Source organism: Arthrobacter antibioticus, assembly GCF_030063205.1.
Lineage (GTDB): Bacteria > Actinomycetota > Actinomycetes > Actinomycetales > Micrococcaceae > Specibacter.
The window spans coordinates 104440-127214 of sequence record NZ_JASISQ010000004.1; the positions used below are offsets into that span (position 1 = coordinate 104440).

Genomic DNA, 22775 nt, shown 5'->3' on the forward strand with positions numbered 1-22775 from the left:
TCCTCCCGCATAGTCGCCCGCCTCCCCGCAGGGCGGCTATGCTCCCGCCTCCCGGGGCGAACTGCAATTAGGAATGACCCGTAGTTGACGAGGAAGTACACGGAAATTCCGTGTACTTCCTCGTCAACTACGGGTCATTCTGGTTGTAACCGGCTAGACCAGCGGTCTGCCTTCACGCCTGGCTGCCAGAAGTTCTTGGATGAAAGCCTTGCCAAGCACATACAGCACTCCGGCTACAACCACAGGCCAAGCCAACACATAAATAGTCAACATCACTACAGTCATGGGATTTCCCTACGCTTTCTTATCTAGGACTGGTTCATAGGTACTGTGGTGCGCTTCCTCGCGGTTGTCAAAGTCACCAATACGTTCCTTGATGGTGTTGAAGTCAAAGGTTGCGTTGTTGCGGAAGCACATGAAGTAGCACACAAGCGTGCTGACGGCGTAGGCAACCAGCGAGCCGGAGAGCACGTCATAGTTGTGCAGGAAACCGATACAGAACGGGGCAGCCGCCACCATGGCAACGCCCGCAACGATCTTTGCTGTCTTCAAACCAAAGAAACCAAAAGCCATGAGGCCAAGGACCACGCCTATGCCCACCACGGAGATCACATCTACAACGATTCCTGTGACTCCATCCATCGGTAGCCAACCAAACCGTACAGGGATGAAGACGGCCAACGCTGCGAGAACAGACACTGTGAACGCCTTGTTGGTGACTTTTTGCCAATAGAAGCTTGCGATCACCGGGAAAACCAAGGCACCCCACAACGCGCCAACAAAGACCAGCAGGTCAAGAATGTTCAGCTGCCCACTGGCAAAGTACAAGCCCGCGCCCGTAGCCACGATCATGGTGATGCGGCCAACGAAGAGCATGGTTTTGGGGTTCGCTTCACCCCTCTTGGCAATGTTCTGGCCATAGATATCCGCCATCATGATCGAGGACATGGCTGACAAATCAGAATCTGCGGTTGAGGACAAAGCCCCAACAATCATGATTAAGAAAATTCCGAGAAGCACGGGGCTCAAGTAGCTTGCCGCCATCTGGGGAATCAGGTTATTAGTGTCCATATCCAGTGGAACAACCCCGGCGTACAGGGCAATGACGCCCAACATGCCAATACCAATGATGGTGGCGCCATAACCCACCGTTGCTGTAATAAAGGTTTTCTTGATCAGATCTTCACGCACAGCAAACAGGCGCTGTGCAATGGTCTGGTTACCGATGGCGTAGGCGAGCACGGCTGCAATGTAGGGTGCTCCCTGATTCAGGAACGCCTCAGAAGAGAAGAAATTGGACTGCTGCGGGGTCAGGTTCGCAGCGCCCGAGACGAACATATCCGAACCACCGGCGGCAAAGAATACGACGGGAATGATGATCACCACAGCTCCCAGCATGGCGAACACCTGGACAGCATCAGTGAGAACTGATGCCCGGAACCCGGACCACAGTGAGTACAGCAGGATTCCGCCGCCAATGAACAAGATCCCCTGCGTGAAGCTGAAGGGGGAAAGGAGGGATATCAATGCACCACCAGCAATAAAGTTGGAGGTAATACTAACCATGGAGCCAACAATGTTGGAGCCCGCCAGCATCAGCTGACTGGACTTTCCATGCCGGGCATACATGACTTCTGCCAAGGTATGCGCTTTAGGCGCAACAGCGCGGATCCTCTTGCCGAAGGGGTAGATGAACAAAATCATCAAAGCACCCCACAGTCCATAGTGGATGGGTCCGGAAATGCCGTAGGTATAGCCAGACGTCGCTGAAGCGTACATTGACGATGCCCAAATCCATGTGGCGGTCATGCTTCCCGCGGAAATGCCAAATCCCACTTTGTTGCCTGCGGTCATGTAGCCGTCGGCATTTTCCTTCTTACGGCCAATAAAGAACGTCATGAGCAGTGTGCTGCCATAAAACAGCACTAGGAGGCCAATTACTGTCCAACCTCCCAGTTGGTGAAGTCCTGCGCCATCTGGCACCATGCGTGTCCTCTCACTTGGACGGAATTCACCTACATTCCGCCACATTAGGCGTGCGCCTTCTACGAAGCTGCCTCAGCGAAGAGGTGCTTGGAACAATCCGGTGAGGGACGTTGCAGGCGCACTTTCCCGCCCGGGGCCGCACCCATATCAAGCAGAACTTTCTGCGCAGGGGGCCAAAGTGGATCGCAAACAAGGCGATCAGTCACTGCCGGAAATTCAACGGCTGACGTTCAGCCGGCAACGGGAATACTGCGGTTCGGGGGCACTTTTAGTTGCCGTCTCGAACCAATCATCTACCCCACAGTAACAGCCGTCACGTGCGCTTTAGTGGATGTTACGGGCCAGTAAGGGTAACGATGACGCATCACTGACGTTCTTAGGGGCACGCCTCACCGCGCTAAAGCCGTGCCCTCGTCACCACTGGACTACCAGTGAAGCACCACTGTGCCATCAGTGAAGCACCACTGTGCCACTCCCCAACCGGCCTGGAAACCCTGCGCGGAGGAGCCTGCCCAGAGACTCCCAGCCCTGAGGCTAAGGAAGGTATGCGAGCGCCCCGGTGGCCCGTTCTAAAATCATCTCCAGCGCTGAGGGTTCCGTGAGATTTTCACCCAGGAGGTTGGGTTTTCCTGTGCCGTGGTAGTCGGAGGACCCTGTGACGAACAGTCCTTGTTCCTGCGCCAGCTTCCGCAACCAGCGGCGTCCTTCAGGAGGATTATCGCGGTGCTCCACCTCCAGACCCAGCAGCCCGGCGTCGATCATGTCATGGAAAATTTCGGGAGCAACTACCCGCCCTCGCGCGGAAGCTAACGGATGTGCAAAAACCGGGACGCCACCGGCTGCGCGCACCAATTCCACCGCACGCACAGGATCCGGCGCGTAGTGGGATAAAAAATAAGGAGACTGGGAGGTAAGAATTTTAGCGAACGCCTCATTGCGGTCTCTGACAATACCGGCCGCAACCAAAGCATCGGCTATGTGTGGGCGGCCAACAGTGGCCCCTGGGGCAACATGAGCACTGACGTCTTCCCAGTTCACTGGATAGTCCTGGGATAGGCGTTCAACCATGCGTTCTGCACGGGTCAGCCGGGAGTCTTTGGCTTTGGTGATCTCCGTCAACAGGCCTTCATGGTTCCGATCGTGGAGGTAGCAAAGAAGGTGGACACTGATGCCTTGGGAAGTTTTGCAGGAAACTTCCATGCCGGGAACCAAACCGATCCCATAGTCGCTGGCGGCAGTCAACGCCTGCGCCCAACCGTCCGTGGAATCGTGATCAGTTAGCGCCATCACATCCAGTTGTGCCTGCGCCGCGGCGGCAACAAGCACCGCAGGGCTCTGTGTGCCGTCGGAAACATTGGAATGCGCGTGCATATCGATCCTCACATACCAAGCCTACGTCGGTTCCCGGCCAACAGACGCTGCGCCGCACACAGCTCAACGGCACTGTTCGATCACACTGCTCAATAACCCACAAAGATTCTTTCCCTTTGTCCCTTTGCGCAAGCGGTGGGAGACTTGAAGGGTGAACCAGACTGAGCAAAACACCGTGCACACCGACCCATCAAGCGAGCAGCCCCTCGAGGAGCGCGTGAACAACCGTTCTCAACGCCCTGATTCTTCTGCTTTCCGGACATTCATGGCCGCCAGTTGGGCGCCGTCATCCGCCGAACTTCCGGCCCGGGCCGAGGTGGCAGACCATGCCGCCCGCCGCCGTCGCGCAGTTTCCGAACAGTTCAAGACTGAACGCCTTGTCATCCCGGCAGGACCGTTGAAGGTCCGCTCCAACGACTGCGACTACCGCTTCCGCCCGCATTCCGCTTTCGCGCACCTAACCGGCCTGGGCGTTGACCATGAGCCCGACGCGGTTCTAGTGCTCGATCCGGTTGCCGAAGGTGAGGGCGACGATGGCGGTCACCACAACGCCACTTTGTACTTCCGCCCCATGGCTGGCCGGGACACCAAAGCTTTCTACGCCGATTCCCGCAGCGGCGAATTCTGGATTGGCCGACGCCCCACACTGCCGGAGTTCCAAGCCCAGCTTGGTTTGCCCACAGCAGATGTCACAGAGTTGGAAGTCGCCATCACCAAGAACGCTGGTGAGACAAGCGTGGGCGGGGTTTCCATCCGCCTGGTACGCAAGGTTGACGAGAACATCGACGCCCTTGTAGACACTGCCCGTTATAACACCTCCAAGAATCCCGACACCATGGATTTTGCCATCCTGGATGAACTTGATGGCAAATTGGCTGAAGCGCTTTCTGAGCTGCGCCTGATCAAGGACAGCTGGGAAATCGAGCAGATGAAGATTTCCGTTGCTGCAACCATCAACGGTTTTGAAGACATTGTGCGGGCACTGCCACGGGCCGTGACTCACAAACGCGGAGAACGCGTGGTTGAGGGTGCGTTCTTTGCTCGCGCCCGTGAAGAAGGCAATGAGCTTGGCTATGACACCATTGCCGCCTGTGGTAACAACGCCACAGTGCTGCACTGGAACCGCAATAGCGGAACCGTCAATGAAGGAGAACTGCTGTTGGTGGATGCCGGCGTTGAAGCAGATACCCTTTACACGGCGGACATCACCCGGACCTTGCCCATCAACGGTAAGTACTCCGATGTTCAGCGCAAGATCTACCAGGCCGTTCTGGATGCAGCTGATGCCGCCTTCGCCGTGTCCGTACCTGGACGCAAATTCCGCGACGTACACACGGCAGCCATGGAAGTGCTGGTAGATCGCCTGAATAGCTGGGGTCTGCTGCCGGTAACAGCTGAGGTTGCCCTCTCCCCCGAGGGTCAGCAGCACCGCCGGTGGATGCCACACGGCACAAGCCACCATTTGGGTTTGGACGTCCATGATTGCGCGCAGGCTCGCGCCGAGTTGTACTTGGACGGGATCATCACCGAAGGCATGGTTTTCACCATTGAGCCCGGCCTGTACTTCAAGGACGAGGACCTGGCCATCCCGGCCGAATACCGAGGCAATGGCGTCCGCATTGAAGATGACATCCTCATCACGGCTAACGGTCCCGTGAACCTTAGCGCGGCATTGCCTCGCGAAGCTGACGAGGTAGAAAAGTGGATGGCTAAGCTGAGCAGCTAACTTCGCCCTCCCGGACGACGGCGGGTGCCCACCTTTGAGCGAAAGGTGGGCACCCGCCGTCGTCCGCCCTCCCTCGTTGAAGTTGGAGATAATGACACCTCCACCTCCACGCCCCATCGTTGAAGTTGGAGATAATGACACCTCCACTCGATCCTTGATGCTCGATGCTTGATGCTTGATGCTTGATGCCTACTATGTGTCCAAGCAGAATGGGCTCCTAAAAGTGACTCTTCCATGCCCGTCAAGCCGCGTTCCCAGTAGTTTGTGCTTGAATCTGAACCAGGCATAGCCCGGAACATCCGGCGGGCCAAATATCGATTGAGGCAGCGGTGGATCTTCGTGGGGATCGCCATTATGCGGAAGGCGCTGTTCGGGGCTTTGCCGCCGCACCTGTTCAGTCGATGGGGCGCCGTGTTCGTTGCTGCGCACCAGTGCGTTCAGTGCCGGATAGGTCCTTGGCCCCACAAACGGTGACTAGTGTCCTCAGCCCCAGCCTGATTCCTGCCTAGGAGGCAGGGAAGTAATTAACACGTGGGACCCTAATCTCGCCGTGTGACCGCTGATCGATGTGGAAAACCGCACCCTTTCCAACCGTATTCTCCCTTGAAAATCAGGCCAGGAGTCCATCATCGTGTTCCCTGTGCCCGGCACTTGACCCAACGTGTCACCCGCCAGCCCCTGGCTGTATCAGCCTGTTCCAGAAGCGATCCCGAGAGCTAGGTTATGCCAACACTCACACCTGGCCAGGATGGACTAGGGAGAGCATGAAATGGCTCCGCGGTTACCGCTGCTCCAACGGGGATGGGCTCAACAGGGGCATTGGCGAATGGAAATGGGCCGTTGTTGCATCCGGCGTTGCCTGTGGTTCCGCACGGCTGAAAGAAACTTATAAAAGGGCATTCTCGAGGCTGGTATCTGACCAACTGAAAACGCGCGCCGGCGCGTATGAATCCGTGGATGGGTCTACGGCCCTTGAAAACGAGAAGGTGACGACGTGCCCAGTGCCCTTTTGGTTGACCGCACTGAGCATTCGGCAATACTGGGAGTCAAGCTGAACAGCAGGAAGAGGTGACAGATGACAGGCAGCGAATTTGCTGAGTACAAACCCCAACGCCCAAAGGGCACAGTGGTGGCTGGTCCCGTAGACCTCAGAATATGCATGTTTGGTGACATCGATGCGATACGCGGTATTGATATCAAAGCTGGTCGTACGCCGATGGACAGGCACCCGACGGGCACTACTTGGGCAGTGTTAGCGTAATCCCGGAGTTGAGGCGCCACGGGATAGCTCGGGCGTTGACTCAAGCGCGACTGGACTGGAGCTGGGAACGTGCAAATTCTGCCTGGTACATCGTCAACCTATCCAACCGAGCATCGATCGAACTTCATCGTCAGTGGGGCTTCGCCGAAGTTGCCAGGGCTGAGAAATTTCACACGACCAGCTTCACCGGTGGCGTTGGTTGCTGTTGCAAGCGAAACAGCCAACGGAAGATTGATGAACGGGTTCCCACCGGCTTCACAATATTTTTGTACCGGAGAGCGTTAGCAATCGTAGCCTCCGGTACAGCTCAGCAATATTTAGTCCTAGTAGACGTTCGGTTTACGGGCCCTTAGATGCCGACTAGAGGTAGCGTCCTGTCGGAACTCCCCCCGGCAAGAAACGAATTTCATTGGGTGTCTTGCGATTACTCTGCCCCGCGCTGTTGCGATACTTGCTACATGATTGTTCGATATCAAGATGAAACCATTACATCGGAGCTTTTGCGCTTGGAGCCGCTTTCGGTGGAGCATGCATCCGCAATGGTTGAGGTCTTGGCGGACGCTTCACTCTATGTATACACCGGAGGCGAGGCTCCCTCTCTTGAGCAGCTTCAGCGTCGATATGAGATTCAAGCCGTTGGCCACTCTGGCGACAGTTTGCAGGAGTGGTTCAACTGGATCGTGAAGTTGCAGGATAGCGATGCGCCCATTGGCTTTGTTCAGGCAACGGTAGAGTCAAGCGGCTCTGAACTCGTGGCCTGCATCGCCTGGGTGATTTCCCCAAACTTCCAAGGCCAAGGAATGGCGTCTGAAGCCACGAACGCGATGTGCGATTGGTTGCGATCACGTGGAGTGGACAACTTCGTGGCGTATATCCATCCGGAGCATCTCGCCTCTATGGGTGTTGCCCTCAAACAGGGTCTGCATCCCACAGCTGTAGAGGAAGATGGAGAAGTTCGCTGGGAATCATAGATAACTTATCCACTCGATAGCCCTTCGGCTACGGCCAGTGATCTACTCTGACTTCCGGGAATGCTCGCAGTGGAGGATGCCCTGGAAGGTTATCTAGGCGGTACTAAACGCGGCTTCGAGAGGGTGAACTAGTACAGAGTGAACTAGCGGCAAAATTCTCGGAGATACAGAAGATCCCCGCCTTCGGTCGGAGAGCATCTTTGACGGAGCATCTGATCTTCCCAGGCCATCACCGGCTGCACGTGCGTGGGCAAGGAATGTCCTCCACGAAGCGGGCATAAATACAGCAGATTCTCAAACGTCGGCAGTGCAGTGCCTTCGTGCGGCCACCTTCTGAAAGTTTCGACGGGCCAAGACCGCATGAATCTAGTGCGTGTTGATCCAGTAGCGGCGTTTACCATTGCGGCTGTCTTCGTAGATGCCGCCATTCTTTTCAATAGTGGCCCGGGAACCGGTATTGTCCTCATCGCAGGTGAGTAGAACCCGGGAAATACCCAGCTCGCGGGCGATCGGCAAGGCGTCATTCAACGCCTTGGAGGCGTGACCGCGTTGGCGCGCGGATGGCCGCACACTGTATCCAATGTGCCCGCCAACATTCAGCCCAAAATTATTGAGCTCGTGTCTGATGGCCAAGGAACCAAGGACCACATCCCCTTCAACGATCCACAGATAGGTGCACGTCACATAACCGGGCTTCCGTGGGCTTTCCGGTAGGGCGGCAGCAACAAGTTCTTCTACAAATTGGCCAAATTCCAGCGGACCCCGGAGGTCTGCCAAGGACCAATCCTCACCTCCGCCACCATCCCGGTGGGCTCCACCAAATTCAACAGCAGATTCTAGCCAAGAGGATTGGAAAATTACATTGGGAGTCATGAGGGTAGCCATCAAAAGATCCTAGCCTGCTGCCTTGCGCTTTTGGACACCGCTCAGAAGCTTCCCATTCGATAGATCGAAGGCCTACGCGTTCCAGATGCAGTACCTATCGCTCGCCCAGCGGTGAACCCGCCCGTAAGATCAGCCCATGGATGATTCTTTGGTGCATCACGTATCGCGCGGAATGCTTATCCGCGCGGGGCGGGTGCTGCTGACCCGCCGGTCCTGATCAATAGCCAGAATGACGTAAAGCTATTGTTTGAGGATGATGACATCAACGCGTGTAAGGGTACCGCAGGTGCAGGAGGCCAACGCTTTGGCCTTCGTCCACAATGAGGCATGGCGCGAAACATACGCAAGCCTGTTTCCCGAAGGCAGGTTCGGAAGTGTTGCACTGGCGCAGCGAGAACGTATGTGGTCTCAGATTCTCTCTAGCAACCGCCCGAACCGCGTTATTCGAGTGGCCGAGACAGAGGGTGACATTGTTGGTTTCGCGTTAGCGGGACCCGCTAAAGGCTCTGACGCTCCACGCGAGTTGGAGCTTTACATGATCTACTTACGGATCCACGCTCAAGGAACTGGCGCGGGACAAATGCTCATTGATGAAGTCCTCGGCGATTCCAAGGCCATTCTATGGGTCGCCGAAAAGAACCCGCGGGATCATGCCTTCTATAGACGCAATAACTTCCGCCCGGACGGCTCCACGAAGACTGACCCAGACTCGCCTGAGGTCGTCGAAGTACGGTTTGTCCGATAAGGCTGGCAGCGGAACCGCACCTTAAGAATGAACGGCTCCACGATTCCAGGCACCCCTCAGGAGATTCCCGCTGCGACACCTCCAGGACCACCCGCAAGACCGATGCGGGGGCCTCCTGCCATTCCCCAGAGACGGTTATTCAAAGCACACTGTTGATTTATCCTGCTGGCAAAGATCAGCATTCATCTTTGCGCCACTCGCTGTGCCGTCAGGCTGCATCGCTGGATAAAATGAGCTGGACAACAGCACGCCCACCCTTCTTCCCTGTCTTAACCGCGTAGGTAGTGGGGTTTTACTGGATGACCGGGATACTCGCTGCCTCTCCAGAAGGAGTTACCGCACTTGCCGGAGCCATTCCGGCGACAAGCATGGCACCGGTTGTCAATGCGACATCGCCAACACCGGTCGTGTCCCTAAGTGAACCACGGTCGCCAAGCCAAATAGGCCACCGAGAATTGTTTCCTTGATCGACATGCTGATGCGCTTTTCTTCCTAGGAATCGACGGCTCGGTGCACACCCAATAGGCATACGGTGACCTTTGACCGCCCTTACCGACAGAGCGGGCGCACGTCACTGACTAGTAGGGCCCGGACTAAGGCAAAAGCAAACGCACGAGGGCCATTCTGCGCTCTGGAGACGTCGGGTGAGGCTTCTAAGCCTCGCCGCAGTATCTGACCAAGTGCTTCCATGACAGCCAGTGAGTGAACCTCTTAGTCTGATTTGTCCTGGTCAGTATGGTGTTGCGTAGACGTCTCTGAATCAGAGGGCCCAGAAGTCACGGGAGGTGTATCTGGGACGGAACGCTCCGGGGCTTGGACTCGGATGCCGTACTGTGGACGGCCGTCCGGCAAGTCGGGGAACTCGCCACGACGAGGTCCGTTCAGCGGTGCTTGGCCTGGACGGTCATGGTTTTCTCCACGTTCACCGGATGTCTGTGCATCGTTAACAGGCTCAGCCGGAGCATAGGGATCGTGCCAACCTTCGGGGCGCGAAGGCGTCGGAGCTGCACCACTTGGCGGCTGGGCCGGCGGATGATATCCCTGACCCTGCCCCTGGTATCCGGAGCCCTGAGCGTGCTGCTGGAGCGGCCGAGGCGCGTTCGCGTTCATTGGCAGCTGTGCCAGCAGGCGCCGCGCCTCTCCGGCCACATCTGCTGTAACAATAACGTCGTAACTGGTGGCCAGAACCTGGTTGGTTGAGGTGAAGTCGCGCTTACCACGCTGCGCTGCGTAGCCAATAATCGCAAACAGCATCCACAACGCAGCGCCCAGAAGCACTGCCGTGAAAACATTTAGATATGGCGCACCGGCGTTGCTGGCGGAGTCAAAGAAGGAGAGCATTACGCCAATGAACAAGCCGAACCAGGCGCCCGTCATGGCACCCGTTAGGGCTACGCGCGGGTAACTGAGTTTACCTGTCACACGTTCCACGATCTTTAGATCGTTGCCCACAATAGAAACGTGCCTGACGGGAAATTTTTCATCCGCCAGATAATCTACCGCCTTCTGCGCATCCAAATAGGAAGTGTATGAACCGATTGTTTCCCCCGTAGGGACAATACGAGCCTCGTCCACGGGTCTGGTGCGTCCAAAGAGGTTTGCCATAGCTCTATTGTTCACCATGTTCCTGCACGTTTGCTGGAGTATCGCTGGTGGTGAAACGAAAAGTTCATGAAAGTCCTGCCACCAAGTACCAGAATGTTCCGTTCATTGTCCGGGCAGGGAAGTAACCTGTATCTGTGAGTACACAACCAACCCGTATTTTTGTCGCCCGACTCCTGGGTCTTGACGTTTTTGATCCCATCGGGGACAGACTCGGAAAATTGCGGGATGTAGTGGTTCTGGGACGCGGCCAGGGTAGCGCACCACACGCCGTTGGCATCGTCGTGGAGGTGCCGGGCAAGAAGCGCGTCTTTGTTCCCATGACCCGGCTGACCTCCATGGACCAGTCACAGATCATCTGCACAGGCCTAGTGAATTTGCGACGTTTTGAACAGCGTGGCGCGGAGCAGCTGGTGGTCGGCGGCATTTTTGACCGCAAAGTGACGCTCGTTGATGGCAGCGGATTCGCAGTTATTGAAGACATAGCTATGGATCAGCAACGCAACGGTGACTGGCTTGTGACTAAGTTCTTTGTACGCAGGGGCTCTTCGACATCGCGCCTGCGGGGCCTACGCCGTGGGCACACAATGCTCATCGATTGGGCAGAAGCCCGCCCCGATGACGCTGCGGCACCTCAAAGTGCCACCTATTTTGTGGCCACCCATGAGGATCTCAAGCCCGCTGACTTTGCTGACGCCCTTCAAGAGATGAGTGACAAACGCCGCGTTGAAGTTGCCGGCGAGTTGCAGGATGAACGGCTGGCAGACATCATGTCCGAGCTGCCAGAAGATGACCAGGTCACGCTACTCTCGGCCTTGGACAATGAACGCGCCGCCGATGTTCTTGAGGAGATGGACCCCGACGACGCCGCTGACCTTCTGGCGGATCTTCCCAAGGCCAAGGCAGAAGAGCTGCTGTTGCTCATGGAACCCGATGAAGCCAAGGATGTGCGGCGTCTTCTCCAGTACGAAGAAGGCACAGCAGGTGCCCTGATGACACCCGTGCCAGTGATTTTGCCCCCTGAAGCCACGGTGGCTGAGGCGCTGGCCCACGTCCGCAGTGAAGACATCTCCCCCGCCCTGGCCTCAGCAATATTTATTTGCCGCCCCCCGCTGGAGACGCCCACAGGTCGATTCCTTGGCCTGGTCCACATCCAGCAGTTGCTGCGCAGCGCGCCCCCGGAACAGCTGGGCACCCTAGTGGATAAAAACCTGGAGCCCGTTTCAGACCAAGATGACATCAGCACTGTCAGCCACATCATGGCCTCGTACAACCTCAATTCCCTCCCGGTGGTCAGTAAAGAAGGCCGCTTGGTGGGTGCTGTCACGGTGGATGACTTGTTGGATCATCTGTTGCCTGAGGACTGGCGCAATCACGAAGACGGCGCACCGTTTAGAAAACTAGGAGGACGCATTGGCTGAGCGGCACCACACAAAGGGCGGCGGTCTTGATACGCCCATGGAGCTTAAGTCCCGGCTGTTGCCTAGCCTGACGAGCGATCCTGACTTTTTTGGTCGCTTTGCCGAACGGTTCGCCCGGTACATGGGTACGGCTAACTTCCTGCTCTACATGACCGTTTTTGTCATCGTCTGGATCGCTATCAACGTCATTGGTTTGTTCAGTCTGCGCTGGGATCCTTATCCGTTCATCTTGCTGAACCTCTTCTTTTCCACTCAGGCTTCCTACGCGGCACCCCTGATCCTCTTAGCTCAGAACCGCCAGGATGACCGGGACAGGGTACAAATTGAGCAGGACCGTTCCCGCAATGAACGGAACTTGGCCGACACCGAATACCTCACCCGGGAGGTGGCGGCACTGCGGATTTCCATCCGTGAGGTGGCAACGCGCGACTTCGTACGCTCTGAGCTGCGTAACCTTCTGGAGGAGCTCACAGCACTCCAAGACGCCGCCGCAAGAATGGGGCACCCCGGTGCTGAATCCTCCGATGGCGAGCTCCCAGACGCGGGAGATACGCTGAAGGAACGCCGCACCCGCAACCCAGCCACCAACAGCATCAAGGTCACTGCCCCAAAAACAAGCTCGTCCAAGTCGGCCAACCCCAACCGCTCACCCAAAACTTAAGGCCTGCACCCCATGAACGCCCCGTCTGAACCTGTCCTGCTCGCCGCGCTAGCCACTGTTATAGATCCCGAGCTGCGCCGCCCCATCACGGAAATGGGAATGGTTGAATCGGTTGAGGCTTTCGACGACGGGAGAGTTCATGCAGTCATCAGGCTGACAATCTCCGGTTGCCCTCTACGCGAGACCATCACACGGGACGTCACCAACGCCTTGATGAGGGTTGACGGCGTCACAGAGGTGAACGTGGAGCTGACAGTGATGACCCCTGAACAGCGCGCAGAGCTCAAAAGCCAGCTCAAGGGCGACTCCGTTGAGCGCGGAATTGTGTTCAACGATGAGGATTCACTCACCCGTGTTTATGCCGTAGCCAGCGGTAAGGGCGGGGTGGGCAAATCAAGCGTCACGGTCAACCTTGCCTGCGCCCTGGCTGCGAAAGGGTTGCGTGTTGGGATTGTGGACGCTGATATTTACGGTTTTTCAATTCCGGGACTAATGGGGATTACGCAGGCCCCAACCAAAGTTGATGAGATGATCCTGCCGCCCGTTGCCCATGACGTTAAGGTCATTTCCATTGGCATGTTTGTGGCCGGGAATCAGCCTGTTGCCTGGCGCGGCCCCATGCTGCATAGGGCGTTGGAGCAGTTTCTTAGCGATGTGTATTTTGGCGACTTGGATATTTTGCTTCTGGACTTGCCCCCGGGGACAGGAGACGTGGCAATTTCGGTTGCGCAATTGCTGCCCAAGGCAGAAATTATTGTCATCACAACCCCTCAGGCAGCCGCTGCGGACGTAGCAGAGCGGGCAGGTGCCATTGCCGTGCAGACAGGGCAGAAGGTGGCAGGGGTCATTGAAAACATGTCGTTTCTGACCCTGCCGGATGGTAGCACCATGGAGTTGTTTGGATCAGGCGGCGGGGAGATTCTCTCCAAGCGACTGAGCCAAACTGTTAACGCTCCTGTGGAGCTGTTGGGCCAGATACCGATCGACGTTGCGTTGCGTGAAGGCGGCGACATCGGGCTGCCTATTGTTCTTTCACACCCTGACTCCCCAGCTGCGGCGGGCCTCTTGGCCATTGCAGAAAAACTTGCTGTTCGCCCACGCGGGCTGGCCGGGCTAAAACTCGGCGTCACACCCCGCTAAGCAACGCTGGGAGTGGGCAGCTGGAAAACTTAGGTGGCTTCGACGTCGTACGGAGCCAGTTGACCTTCGGACAAGCGCTCAATCTGGGTGTCAGCGGGGCCCCCGCCGGAGACCGGCTTATCCTGCGCATTTTTACTATCCTGACCCATCATGGAGGCGATGGCCGCGCCGGGCGCCAGCTTCAGGGAGTTAATTTTGTCCATGTCCTCGTCATCGAGCAAAGCCTCACGAATGATGCGACGAGGATCGTACTGGCGAGGATCAAGTTTCTTCCAGTCAATATCATCGATATCAACCCCGGCTTCTTCCTTGATGGTTTCACGCGCGCCGGAGGCCATCTTGCGCACCTCGCGAATGAGGTTCTTCAGCTTTTCCACATATCCGGGAAGCCGCGAAGGGCCAATCACCAGGACTGCCACTATGACAATCAGGATCAGCTCAGGAGTATTGATACCAAACACGTTAGGAAGATTACCCTCTCAATACTCAAAGCAACGATTCCGGGCGGTAACGCGGCGAATATATTCAGTGTGTCAGATACACCCCGCCCACCATGTCAGGCACAGAGTCTAGCGCACCCCGGCAATACGCGGCAGCGACAGCAGGGATTTGCGCGAAGGGCGCGCATCCCGGCGGCGGTCCGGTGCCCTGTCCACCAACGATTCCCGCAGCATGGCCCGGCCCCTGTGAATGCGTGAGCGAACAGTGCCCAGTTTGACGTTCAAGGCATGAGCCACCTCGTCATAGGAGAGGCCTTCCATATCGCAAAGTACGACGGCGGCACGAAAGTCAGGCGGTAGCGCCGCCAACGCGGCAGCCACGTCAGTGTCCAGGTTGTTGAATTCAAAGGTGCGCTCCGGGCCCGGGTCATTTCCGGGCAAGCGTGCTGCTGCGTCTTCGGAAAGCACATCAAATCTAATCCGTTGCTTGCGCCGTGCCTGATCCAGAAACAAGTTGGTGGTGATGCGGTGCAGCCAGCCGTCAAGCGTGCCGGGCTTGAAATTTGCCAAAGATTTGAATACGCGTACAAAGACCTCCTGAGTGAGGTCCTCGGCGTCGAACTTGTTCCCGGTCAGGCGGTACGCCAGCCGAAAGACTTTCGCTGAATGGTTTGTGACCACTTCTTCCCACGATGGCCTCACCCACTCAGGAGAAACTGTGGCTGGTTCTTGGACTGCTTCGCCACGACGAATCACGGGGGTACCGGCTGAGCTCATCGCTGCACCTCGCTTCAGTGACTTCTACTTCTGATCCGAACATGGAATTTCCGGAACGGGACGTTTCCCTTTAGTGAACTTAGTGTGTCAAACGAAGCTGACATTTTGCTGAACGGCAGCGGCCAATGCGTCGGGTGTGCAGGCAGTAGGCTAGAGCTAGTCACCGCAACAGTTTAGGAAAAACGATCCATGAGCGCCGATAAATCCACCAGCTGGTCCTACACAGAGGGCCTCCCCGTGGAAGACGTTGTCCTGCGACGGGCCCGCGAGCGCTCACACGAGCTGGGTTTGTTCGCCGTGAGCCCCGGCGTAGCAGCGGCATTGACCGTATTAGCTGCGACCTCGAAGGCGCAAACCGCAGTAGAAGTCGGCACCGGTGCGGGTGTCTCTGGTGTGGCATTGCTGCGAGGCTTGGGCCCACGTGCGGTCCTGACAACCATTGACCCGGACGTGGACCATTTGAAGGCAGCGCGCGAAGCCTTCACCGAGTCCGGCTCCGCGGCAAACCGAACACGCACCATTTCCGGTCGCGGTCAGGACGTTCTGCCGCGCCTGACTGATGCAGCTTACGATCTGGTGTTCATTGACGCCGATAAACCAAGTTTTCCGGATTACGTTGACCAGGCCATCAGGCTGTTGAAAACTGGTGGGCTCCTGATCATCAACGATGCACTGGATAAGGACCGGGTCTCAGATCCTGCCATCCGCGAGAGCAGCACCGTGGTGTTGCGCAGAGTTGGCAAGCTCATCCGAGAACACGATTCCCTCATCAGCGCCATGCTACCTACCGGTGACGGGCTGTTACTGGCTGTCAAGCGCTAACTAGTAGATACTAAAAAAGAATCGGTATTGATAAAAGAATCGGCGGGCAGCTTAAGCTGCACCGCCGATTCTTTTATTAAATTTTTTTGATATGAAGCCTCTGCTTTGAGGCTTCGATGACGCACGAGCCTGAAGCTTAGAGTTATTCGGTTGCCCCTACCAGGCACTCCTTGAGGCTGAGCGCTTCATCGGCGTTCATCTCAACTACAAGCCGTCCGCCGCCTTCCAAGGGTAACCGCAGAATCAAGCTTCGACCTTCTTTAGTCACTTCCATTGGACCGTCACCGGTTCTAGGTTTCATGGCCGCCATCAGGAGTTCCCCTTTTCGTAGTGCATACCCGCCCCACCCGGGTTTTACCCAGTAAGGCGTTTCTGTTGTATTGCTCACAAGCCATTATTCCGTACTTCCACTCCCGGGTGCTAATCGTGGCCTTCGCAAGGCAAAACTTGGTGGTGATGTGTCAGGGCGGCCATCCTACTCCGGTGCTGATAGCGGAGAACTGCCACAACCAAATGACCCACACGATCTGCAACACTGTGAACATCACTAAGACGCTCCAGCGGTATGCCCTAGAAGTTGAAATGAATCCGGCAGCCAGAGCCAACGGGAACAATGGGAGCAGCAACCTGAAGGTGCTTGACTGCGGATGCAGCACTCCTAGCAAGTACAGCAGGTACATCACGGACCAGGTCCGCAGTTCAAAGCCGATCCTCCGCACAGCCTTGGAGTTGAGGTAGAGGGCAGCCAGAGCCACAAAAAGGATCGGCAAAATAGGTCCCCAAAATCCGCCAACCAGCTCCACACCCGTGTTGAACCACGGCTTGAACAAAACAAGTTTTGTGCCGCGCCACGCAGTTTCGGTATCGGTATAGGCACTGCGTTCCCCCGTCACCCACCACGCAATCAGCATCCAAGCGAACGCCGACACCAAGCTGACAACCAACAGGACAGCACCCGCGGCCATCTCACGCGCAGGAAAGGGTTCCCTTTTTCTGTGCCACCAGCGCCATAGAAGGTGAAAAAGAACGACGGCGGCAAATGGCGCCCCTGCCGGTCGTGAAAGGCACAGCAGCAGCACCGTGGGCGCGGCCGCCCAATAGTTGTTCTTGATGAGCAAGTGCATCGCTAAAGCCAGGAAGAAGAGCCCCAACGATTCCGCATACGGGACTTGAAGGATGGGCGAGACGGGAAAAGAGGCAACAAAGGCCACACCCCACAGCGCCGTCCCGGGAGCCGCGAAGTTCCGGAAAAGTTTGTAGATCATCAAGGCTGCTCCGAGACCGGCGACGGTGGCCACAGTGGCACCTGCTAGCGGCCAGCTAAGTCCTGAAACGGCATTGAGACCACGAGCCAGCAGAGGAAACAGCGGATAAAAGGCCCATTGGTTGGGGCTTGCTGTGCCATCGGCACTGCGCGGAATACTGGTTGGGTAACCGCCGTTGAAAATCCTCTCGTACCAACCCGCATCCCACCTGTTGATAAACGTCAAGTAATCCGGCTGCCGCCCACCCCACGGCGACTGCTCTGCATGCCATGCCGCGCCAACAAGGATCGCGTAGCTCACAATCCGGGCAGCAATATAGATCAGCGAGACTTTCACCCACCACGGAGCGCTCCGTAACGGTGAAAATATTATGTACAACCAGCCGTAGATAGCATCATTGACAGAAGGCAACGCTGGCTGGTGCTGCGTTGCCGCGGCCTTCTCGTTCTCGCTAGGTGCCGCAGTCATAGCTGGCTTATCCAAGCCCCAACGTCTGAGTTTTTCCAGCCAGCCAGCAACCGGCCTGGTGGTCGTTGACCACACCAATCGCCTGCATGGTGGCGTATGCGGTGGTGGGACCCACAAAGGAAAAACCATATCCTTTCAATGCCTTCGCCAGCTGTTTGGACTCAGCTGTTTGCCCAGGAACAGCTTCCTCGGGCCCACGGGCCACCACCGGTGCATGCTCGGCAATAATTGTTGCCAACGTGATTCCGGCAGGTAGTCTAAGCAGCGCCCTTGCATTGCCTATGGTGGCGTTGATCTTCAGGCGGTTACGCACAATGGCAGCGTCTAGCATCAGCCGTTCAACGTCCTCATGACCAAACTGCGCCACAATAATCGGGTCAAAGTTGCAGAACGCTCGTCTGAAAGCCTCACGTTTCCGCAGAATAGTGATCCAACTCAGCCCGGACTGGAAAGCCTCGAGACTCAGCCGCTCGTACAGCTCGTTTTCTCCTTCAACGGCTCTGCCCCACTCGGCATCATGATATCGCTGATATTGCTCATCATTTTCGATCCCCGTCCAGGCGCAGCGCCTTGTCCCGTCACCGCTCACGGCTGGCCGCGCCCGTATCAGGAGCCTCCGTATCAGGAGCCTCCGCTTCAGGAGCGCCCGCTTCAAGTTCGGCAATGCGCAGGTCCTTGGCCGCCAGCTCGTCGCGCAGGTGATCCAGGACCTCGTCTACTTGGTCCATACGGTACCCGCGCAACCCCAAGGAGAATCGCAGTCTGTCTACATCAGCCGACACAGGGGCTTTGGGCAGCAGCACGGGTGGCAGATTCGCTACAGGTTGTGCCATGGCGTCCTGATAGATGTCCGCCGTGGCGCCAGGTTTGTTTAGCCCCACCACATAAAAGGCGGCTGCAGCTATCACTACTACAGCAAGAAAGATCAGGAAATAGCTCACGAGACCATCGTGCCAGATTGGTAGAAGAAAAAAACCGTATTGCATCCAGCCACAGGTGCATTAGCCTTCACGGGCGGCAACTCTTGCCCCGGCTTTTCCTGCCATCACCAATTCCACGGCTTCCTCGGCGGTATCCACAAGAGAGATGATGTCCAGATCTTTGGCCGAGACAAGGCCCTGCTCCACCATGACGTTCTTGATCCAATCCAGCAGCGGCCCCCAGAAGACGCTATCAACTAAAATAATGGGGAACTGGCTGACTTTACTTGTCTGCACAAGAACCATGGCTTCAAACAGCTCATCCAGTGTGCCAAGACCGCCAGGGAGAACCACAAAGCCTTGGGCGTATTTCACAAACATGGTTTTGCGGGCAAAGAAGTAGCGGAAATCCACTCCCAGGCCCACCCATTCGTTCATGCCTTCTTCAAAGGGGAGTTCAATGCCTAACCCGATCGAGAGTCCACCAGCTTCGCAGGCACCACGGTTGGCAGCTTCCATGGAGCCGGGTCCGCCACCTGTAATGACGGCTACGCCGGCTTCCACCAACAGCCGGCCAACCTCAACCCCCGCCGCGTAATAGGGGGAATCGCGCTTGGTCCGCGCTGAACCAAACACACTGATCGCGGGACCTATGTCAGCCAGCGCGTCAAAACCCTGCACAAATTCGCTTTGAATGCGCATTACCCGCCACGGGTCCGTGTGGGTGAAATCGCTGCTGGGAGGGGTTTCCAGGAGTCGGGCGTCAGCGGTTTCATGGCTGGCGCCGTTTTTGCGCCAGAAACCGAACCGCCGAAGTTCGGGACGGATGGGCCTGTTGGGTCCTGTAGCTGCGCTCATGCCACCAAGGGTACGTGAAAAGCTGCGGTGTCCTGACTCACATTGTCTCGTTACCGTTACGATCCGTAACAACATGGGCAAATCGTTTACCGGAGCTCAAGAAACTCGGTAGATTCAGTGCATGACAAATTCCGCACATGCTCCTGCGCTCGTGGAGCTTAAAGCTGTCAATAAGCATTACAGCGCCCTCCATGTGCTCAAAGATATTAATTTGCACGTTGCCAAGGGTGAAGTCCTGGTTGTCATTGGTCCATCCGGATCCGGCAAATCAACATTGTGCCGTGCCATCAATCGGCTGGAAACCATTGACTCCGGTTCCATCACCATTGAAGGCAAGGAACTCCCCAAGGAAGGCAAACAGCTTGCCAACCTGCGTGCCGACGTTGGCATGGTGTTCCAGTCCTTTAATTTATTTGCGCACAAAACAATTTTGGAAAACGTCACCCTTGGTCCGATCAAGGTCAAGGGCATGTCCAAGGCCGACGCCGAAAAGCTCGCCTTGTCACTGTTGGAGCGGGTAGGCGTGGGTCACCAGGCCGCAAAGTTGCCCGCTCAACTTTCAGGTGGGCAGCAACAGCGCGTGGCAATTGCCCGTGCGTTGGCGATGAAGCCAAAGGTCATGCTTTTTGATGAGCCCACCAGCGCCCTCGACCCCGAAATGATCAATGAGGTCCTGGATGTCATGGTCGAGTTGGCCAAGGAAGGGATGACAATGGTGGTTGTCACCCACGAGATGGGTTTTGCACGCAAAGCCGCTGACCGTGTCATCTTCATGGCTGATGGACAGATCGTTGAAGAAGCCACACCGAATGAATTCTTCACCAACCCGCAAACGGCAAGGGCCAAGGACTTCCTGTCCAAAATCCTCACCAACGGATAACTTGCAGCTTTTTGAAATTTTCCGGCTGTTTCAGCCGTTCACTACACCGGCCAATGGTGGCCGATTATGAAAGGAACCCCCTTGAAGAACTTTTTTAGTAGCAAAAGCCTCGGTTTCGCGGCTGTGCTGACAGCCGCAGCTCTGGCCATGACTGGCTGTGGCGGCGCGGACACCGCAGGCGGCGGAGACTCTGCCGGAGGAGGCGCCGGCGACGCGCCCGCCTTCGAAGTAGCCAAAGATGTGGCGCTGACTGGCAGCCCCACCTTCGACAAAATCAAGGCAGATGGAACCATTCGTATCGGCGTTAAGCCCGATCAGCCAGGATTGGGCTTCCTCGACGCAGCCACGGGCAAGTACAGCGGCTTTGACATCGAAATCGCCACATGGATGGCTGCCTCGCTAGGTGTCGCGGCGGATAAAATTGAGTTTAAGTCAATCCCTTCCGCAACCCGTGAAACAGCGTTGGCCAAAGGTGACGTAGACCTTTATGTTGGCACCTACTCCATCACTGACAAGCGCAAGAAGCTCGTTGACTTTGCGGGACCGTATTTCATCACGGGTCAGGGCCTGCTGGTCGCCAAGAAGAACGAAGACATCAAGAGTGAGAAGGACTTGGCCGGGAAGAAGGTTTGCTCCGCTACCGGTTCAACCCCCATTCAGAACATCCGGGAGAACTTCCCGGAGGCCACCCCGGTGGAATTTGATTTGTACTCCAAGTGTGTTGAGGCGCTGAAGAACGGCGACGTGGACGCAGTCACCACCGACCAGGCCATCTTGCTCGGCTTTGCATCGCAGGAGCCTGAACTCCTGAAGGTTGTTGGCGAACCGTTCACCACGGAGAACTACGGCGTTGGTTTGCCTTTGGGTGACACAACTTTGCGCACACACTTAAACACCACCCTCACTGACGGCAACGCGACGTGGACAAAGATCTTTGATTCCACGCTTGGCAAGTCCGGCACCAAGGTTCAGCAGCCCAAGGTTGACCAGTACTAAATAGTCCCCTAATCGGTGGTGCTGTGGCCATGGCCACGGCACCACCGATTTTCCGCTAGCCAATTCACTGAAAGCGACGCTGCACTGTGAATGTACTCATTGATAACAGTGACTTGTTTCTCACTGGTTTCAAGAACACGGGGATTCTGTTTGTCATCTCTGCGTTCTTTGCCTTGATTTTGGGCACCATTGTGGCCGGTATGCGAGTCTCCCCGGCACCGGCTATGCGTGCCGCCGGGACGCTTTACGTCAACGCTGTCCGCAACACGCCACTTACACTGATCCTGGCGTTCTTCGCCCTCGGCTACCCTAAATTAGGACTGCCCTCCATCGATTTCATGACGGCCGCCATCGTTGGGCTCTCGCTCTACACCGCAACCTATGTTTGCGAAGCGATCCGGTCCGGCATCAACACCGTATCCGTAGGTCAGTCCGAGGCCGCTCGCGCCATTGGCCTACCGTTCATGCAAACGTTGACGTTGATAGTGCTCCCGCAGGCTTTCCGCTCAGTGGTTCCGCCGCTCTTTAGTGTTTTTATCGCCCTGTTGAAAAACACAACGGTTGCGGCCGGTTTCTCCGTCTTCGAGTCCGGCGCTATTCGCGCGTACCTTAGTGAACGTGGAGAGCCCCTGCTGCCTGGTCTGCTATGGGTTGCTTTGATCTTTGTGGTGATGGTCCTTGGCGTCTTGACTCCGCTGCAAAGCTACCTCGAAAAGAAGTGGAGGGTTGCGCGATGAGTTCAGTTCTTTTTGACGTTCCCGGCCCCAAAGCCCGCACACGTTACGCCTTCATGAACGTCTTCACATTAATCGTGGTGGTGGGCATTGTCGCGTTCATACTCTTCCGCTTTTATGAAAGCGGGCAGTTCACGGCCAAGAAGTGGGAAATCTTTACGTTCCCGCTCGTTCAGGAGAATTTCCTTAAGGCCATCGGCGCAACGCTGAGTGCTTTCGGTGTTGCCGCCGTCGGCAGCCTCATCTTGGGAATCGTGCTCGCCTTTGGCCGACTGGCTGACTCTAAATGGGTCAGTCGGCCCTGCTACTGGTTCACGGAGCTTTTCCGTGCTGTTCCGCTACTGATTCTCATGATGATCATGTACTACGGCCTGTCCTCTGCCGGAATCAAGGGCATTACACCGTTCATGGGTGTTGTGGTCGGTTTGATCCTGTACAACGGTTCTGTCTTGGCCGAAGTGTTCCGTGCAGGCATTGAATCGCTGCCCAAGGGCCAGCAAGAGGCCGGTTATGCCATTGGTTTGTCCAAGGGCCAGGTGATGCGCACTATCTTGCTGCCGCAGGCCGTCCGGGCCATGCTGCCTGTGATCATTTCCCAGCTGGTGGTCATCATGAAGGACACCGCCTTGGGATTCCTCATCCTGTACGAGGAGATCTTGTTCTACGCGAATTCCCTAGGATCCCAGATTCAGTATGGATCCCCCGTGGTTCCAGGTCTCATGGTCGCCGCTGTCACGTACGTGGGTATCTGTCTGATCCTCTCAGGTGTGGCCAAGCTGGTGGAATCCAAGATGTCTTCACGCGTGAAGGTTATCAAGGCCAAGGTTGGCGTAGCAGGCTAAAGCT

25 protein-coding genes are annotated in these 22775 nt (G+C 56.5%); 13 read left to right on the plus strand and 12 right to left on the minus strand.

Annotated features, from left to right (window positions below):
• Positions 1 to 153: 153 nt before the first annotated feature.
• The 3 genes from QMG40_RS10275 to QMG40_RS10285 form a co-directional block, all read right to left on the minus strand.
• The gene (locus QMG40_RS10275) at positions 154 to 285 is read right to left on the minus strand and encodes a putative transporter small subunit (protein ID WP_283530959.1); all 132 of its coding nucleotides are present in this window, start codon (positions 283 to 285) and stop codon (positions 154 to 156) included.
• A 9-nt stretch (positions 286 to 294) separates the two neighbouring features.
• Positions 295 to 1986: a sodium:solute symporter family protein gene (locus tag QMG40_RS10280; RefSeq protein ID WP_283531193.1), complete on the minus strand. Its 1692-nt coding sequence runs from the start codon at positions 1984 to 1986 to the stop codon at positions 295 to 297.
• A 534-nt stretch (positions 1987 to 2520) separates the two neighbouring features.
• Entirely contained in the window at positions 2521 to 3369 is an 849-nt protein-coding gene (locus QMG40_RS10285) for a PHP domain-containing protein (RefSeq protein WP_283530960.1), read from the minus strand.
• Between the two features lie 139 nt (positions 3370 to 3508).
• On the opposite strand from QMG40_RS10285, the gene QMG40_RS10290 reads away from it, so the two are divergent.
• From QMG40_RS10290 to QMG40_RS10305, 4 genes are all read left to right on the plus strand, one after another.
• Positions 3509 to 5083, plus strand: a complete 1575-nt coding sequence (locus QMG40_RS10290; RefSeq protein ID WP_283530961.1) for an aminopeptidase P family protein — start codon at positions 3509 to 3511, stop codon at positions 5081 to 5083.
• Positions 5084 to 6158: 1075 nt separating this feature from the next.
• On the plus strand, positions 6159 to 6344 hold the full coding sequence (locus QMG40_RS10295) for a hypothetical protein (RefSeq protein WP_283530962.1): 186 nt from the start codon (positions 6159 to 6161) through the stop codon (positions 6342 to 6344).
• Between the two features lie 8 nt (positions 6345 to 6352).
• Complete coding sequence (locus QMG40_RS10300) at positions 6353 to 6697, plus strand: N-acetyltransferase (protein WP_283531194.1); 345 nt, start codon at positions 6353 to 6355, stop codon at positions 6695 to 6697.
• Between the two features lie 105 nt (positions 6698 to 6802).
• The gene (locus QMG40_RS10305; RefSeq protein ID WP_283530963.1) at positions 6803 to 7315 is read left to right on the plus strand and encodes a GNAT family N-acetyltransferase; all 513 of its coding nucleotides are present in this window, start codon (positions 6803 to 6805) and stop codon (positions 7313 to 7315) included.
• 366 nt (positions 7316 to 7681) lie between these two features.
• Here QMG40_RS10305 and QMG40_RS10310 read toward each other — a convergent pair whose 3' ends face one another.
• Positions 7682 to 8200 carry a GNAT family N-acetyltransferase gene (locus QMG40_RS10310; protein ID WP_283530964.1) on the minus strand — a complete coding sequence of 173 codons (519 nt, stop codon included), beginning with the start codon at positions 8198 to 8200 and terminating at the stop codon, positions 7682 to 7684.
• 253 nt (positions 8201 to 8453) lie between these two features.
• On the opposite strand from QMG40_RS10310, the gene QMG40_RS10315 reads away from it, so the two are divergent.
• Positions 8454 to 8945 carry a GNAT family N-acetyltransferase gene (locus QMG40_RS10315; RefSeq protein ID WP_283530965.1) on the plus strand — a complete coding sequence of 164 codons (492 nt, stop codon included), beginning with the start codon at positions 8454 to 8456 and terminating at the stop codon, positions 8943 to 8945.
• A gap of 711 nt (positions 8946 to 9656) precedes the next feature.
• Here QMG40_RS10315 and QMG40_RS10320 read toward each other — a convergent pair.
• The gene (locus QMG40_RS10320; RefSeq protein WP_283530966.1) at positions 9657 to 10550 is read right to left on the minus strand and encodes a general stress protein; all 894 of its coding nucleotides are present in this window, start codon (positions 10548 to 10550) and stop codon (positions 9657 to 9659) included.
• 134 nt (positions 10551 to 10684) lie between these two features.
• On the opposite strand from QMG40_RS10320, the gene QMG40_RS10325 reads away from it, so the two are divergent.
• The 3 genes from QMG40_RS10325 to QMG40_RS10335 are packed head-to-tail and all read left to right on the plus strand — an operon-like array spanning position 10685 to position 13769.
• Positions 10685 to 11968: a magnesium transporter MgtE N-terminal domain-containing protein gene (locus QMG40_RS10325; RefSeq protein WP_283530967.1), complete on the plus strand. Its 1284-nt coding sequence runs from the start codon at positions 10685 to 10687 to the stop codon at positions 11966 to 11968.
• Positions 11969 to 12005: 37 nt separating this feature from the next.
• On the plus strand, positions 12006 to 12629 hold the full coding sequence (locus QMG40_RS10330; protein WP_459252996.1) for a DUF1003 domain-containing protein: 624 nt from the start codon (positions 12006 to 12008) through the stop codon (positions 12627 to 12629).
• Positions 12630 to 12641: 12 nt separating this feature from the next.
• Complete coding sequence (locus QMG40_RS10335) at positions 12642 to 13769, plus strand: Mrp/NBP35 family ATP-binding protein (RefSeq protein ID WP_283530969.1); 1128 nt, start codon at positions 12642 to 12644, stop codon at positions 13767 to 13769.
• A gap of 29 nt (positions 13770 to 13798) precedes the next feature.
• Here QMG40_RS10335 and QMG40_RS10340 read toward each other — a convergent pair whose 3' ends face one another.
• A complete protein-coding gene (locus QMG40_RS10340) occupies positions 13799 to 14230 on the minus strand; it encodes a twin-arginine translocase TatA/TatE family subunit (RefSeq protein WP_283530970.1) in 432 nt (143 codons plus the stop codon).
• A 108-nt stretch (positions 14231 to 14338) separates the two neighbouring features.
• On the minus strand, positions 14339 to 14986 hold the full coding sequence (gene sigE / locus QMG40_RS10345; RefSeq protein WP_283530971.1) for an RNA polymerase sigma factor SigE: 648 nt from the start codon (positions 14984 to 14986) through the stop codon (positions 14339 to 14341).
• A gap of 189 nt (positions 14987 to 15175) precedes the next feature.
• Here sigE and QMG40_RS10350 point away from each other — a divergent pair, with 189 nt between their 5' ends.
• Complete coding sequence (locus tag QMG40_RS10350) at positions 15176 to 15808, plus strand: O-methyltransferase (RefSeq protein ID WP_283530972.1); 633 nt, start codon at positions 15176 to 15178, stop codon at positions 15806 to 15808.
• Between the two features lie 142 nt (positions 15809 to 15950).
• On the opposite strand, the gene QMG40_RS10355 is transcribed toward QMG40_RS10350, so the two are convergent.
• From QMG40_RS10355 to QMG40_RS10375, 5 genes are all read right to left on the minus strand, one after another.
• Positions 15951 to 16118: a DUF3117 domain-containing protein gene (locus tag QMG40_RS10355; RefSeq protein WP_283531195.1), complete on the minus strand. Its 168-nt coding sequence runs from the start codon at positions 16116 to 16118 to the stop codon at positions 15951 to 15953.
• Positions 16119 to 16269: 151 nt separating this feature from the next.
• A complete protein-coding gene (locus tag QMG40_RS10360) occupies positions 16270 to 17541 on the minus strand; it encodes a hypothetical protein (protein ID WP_283530973.1) in 1272 nt (423 codons plus the stop codon).
• A 7-nt stretch (positions 17542 to 17548) separates the two neighbouring features.
• On the minus strand, positions 17549 to 18130 hold the full coding sequence (locus QMG40_RS10365; protein ID WP_283530974.1) for a DNA-3-methyladenine glycosylase I: 582 nt from the start codon (positions 18128 to 18130) through the stop codon (positions 17549 to 17551).
• A complete protein-coding gene (locus QMG40_RS10370) occupies positions 18120 to 18482 on the minus strand; it encodes a DivIVA domain-containing protein (RefSeq protein ID WP_283530975.1) in 363 nt (120 codons plus the stop codon). Before QMG40_RS10370 ends, QMG40_RS10365 begins: the two co-directional genes overlap by 11 nt.
• Positions 18483 to 18542: 60 nt before the next feature.
• Positions 18543 to 19319 carry an LOG family protein gene (locus QMG40_RS10375; protein WP_283530976.1) on the minus strand — a complete coding sequence of 259 codons (777 nt, stop codon included), beginning with the start codon at positions 19317 to 19319 and terminating at the stop codon, positions 18543 to 18545.
• A gap of 121 nt (positions 19320 to 19440) precedes the next feature.
• On the opposite strand from QMG40_RS10375, the gene QMG40_RS10380 reads away from it, so the two are divergent.
• The 4 genes from QMG40_RS10380 (at position 19441) to QMG40_RS10395 (ending at position 22771) form a co-directional block, all read left to right on the plus strand.
• On the plus strand, positions 19441 to 20199 hold the full coding sequence (locus tag QMG40_RS10380; protein WP_283530977.1) for an amino acid ABC transporter ATP-binding protein: 759 nt from the start codon (positions 19441 to 19443) through the stop codon (positions 20197 to 20199).
• 147 nt (positions 20200 to 20346) lie between these two features.
• On the plus strand, positions 20347 to 21195 hold the full coding sequence (locus QMG40_RS10385; protein WP_283531196.1) for a glutamate ABC transporter substrate-binding protein: 849 nt from the start codon (positions 20347 to 20349) through the stop codon (positions 21193 to 21195).
• Between the two features lie 86 nt (positions 21196 to 21281).
• A complete protein-coding gene (locus QMG40_RS10390) occupies positions 21282 to 21932 on the plus strand; it encodes an amino acid ABC transporter permease (RefSeq protein WP_283530978.1) in 651 nt (216 codons plus the stop codon).
• Positions 21929 to 22771 carry an amino acid ABC transporter permease gene (locus QMG40_RS10395; protein WP_283530979.1) on the plus strand — a complete coding sequence of 281 codons (843 nt, stop codon included), beginning with the start codon at positions 21929 to 21931 and terminating at the stop codon, positions 22769 to 22771. Before QMG40_RS10390 ends, QMG40_RS10395 begins: the two co-directional genes overlap by 4 nt.
• Positions 22772 to 22775: the final 4 nt, after the last annotated feature.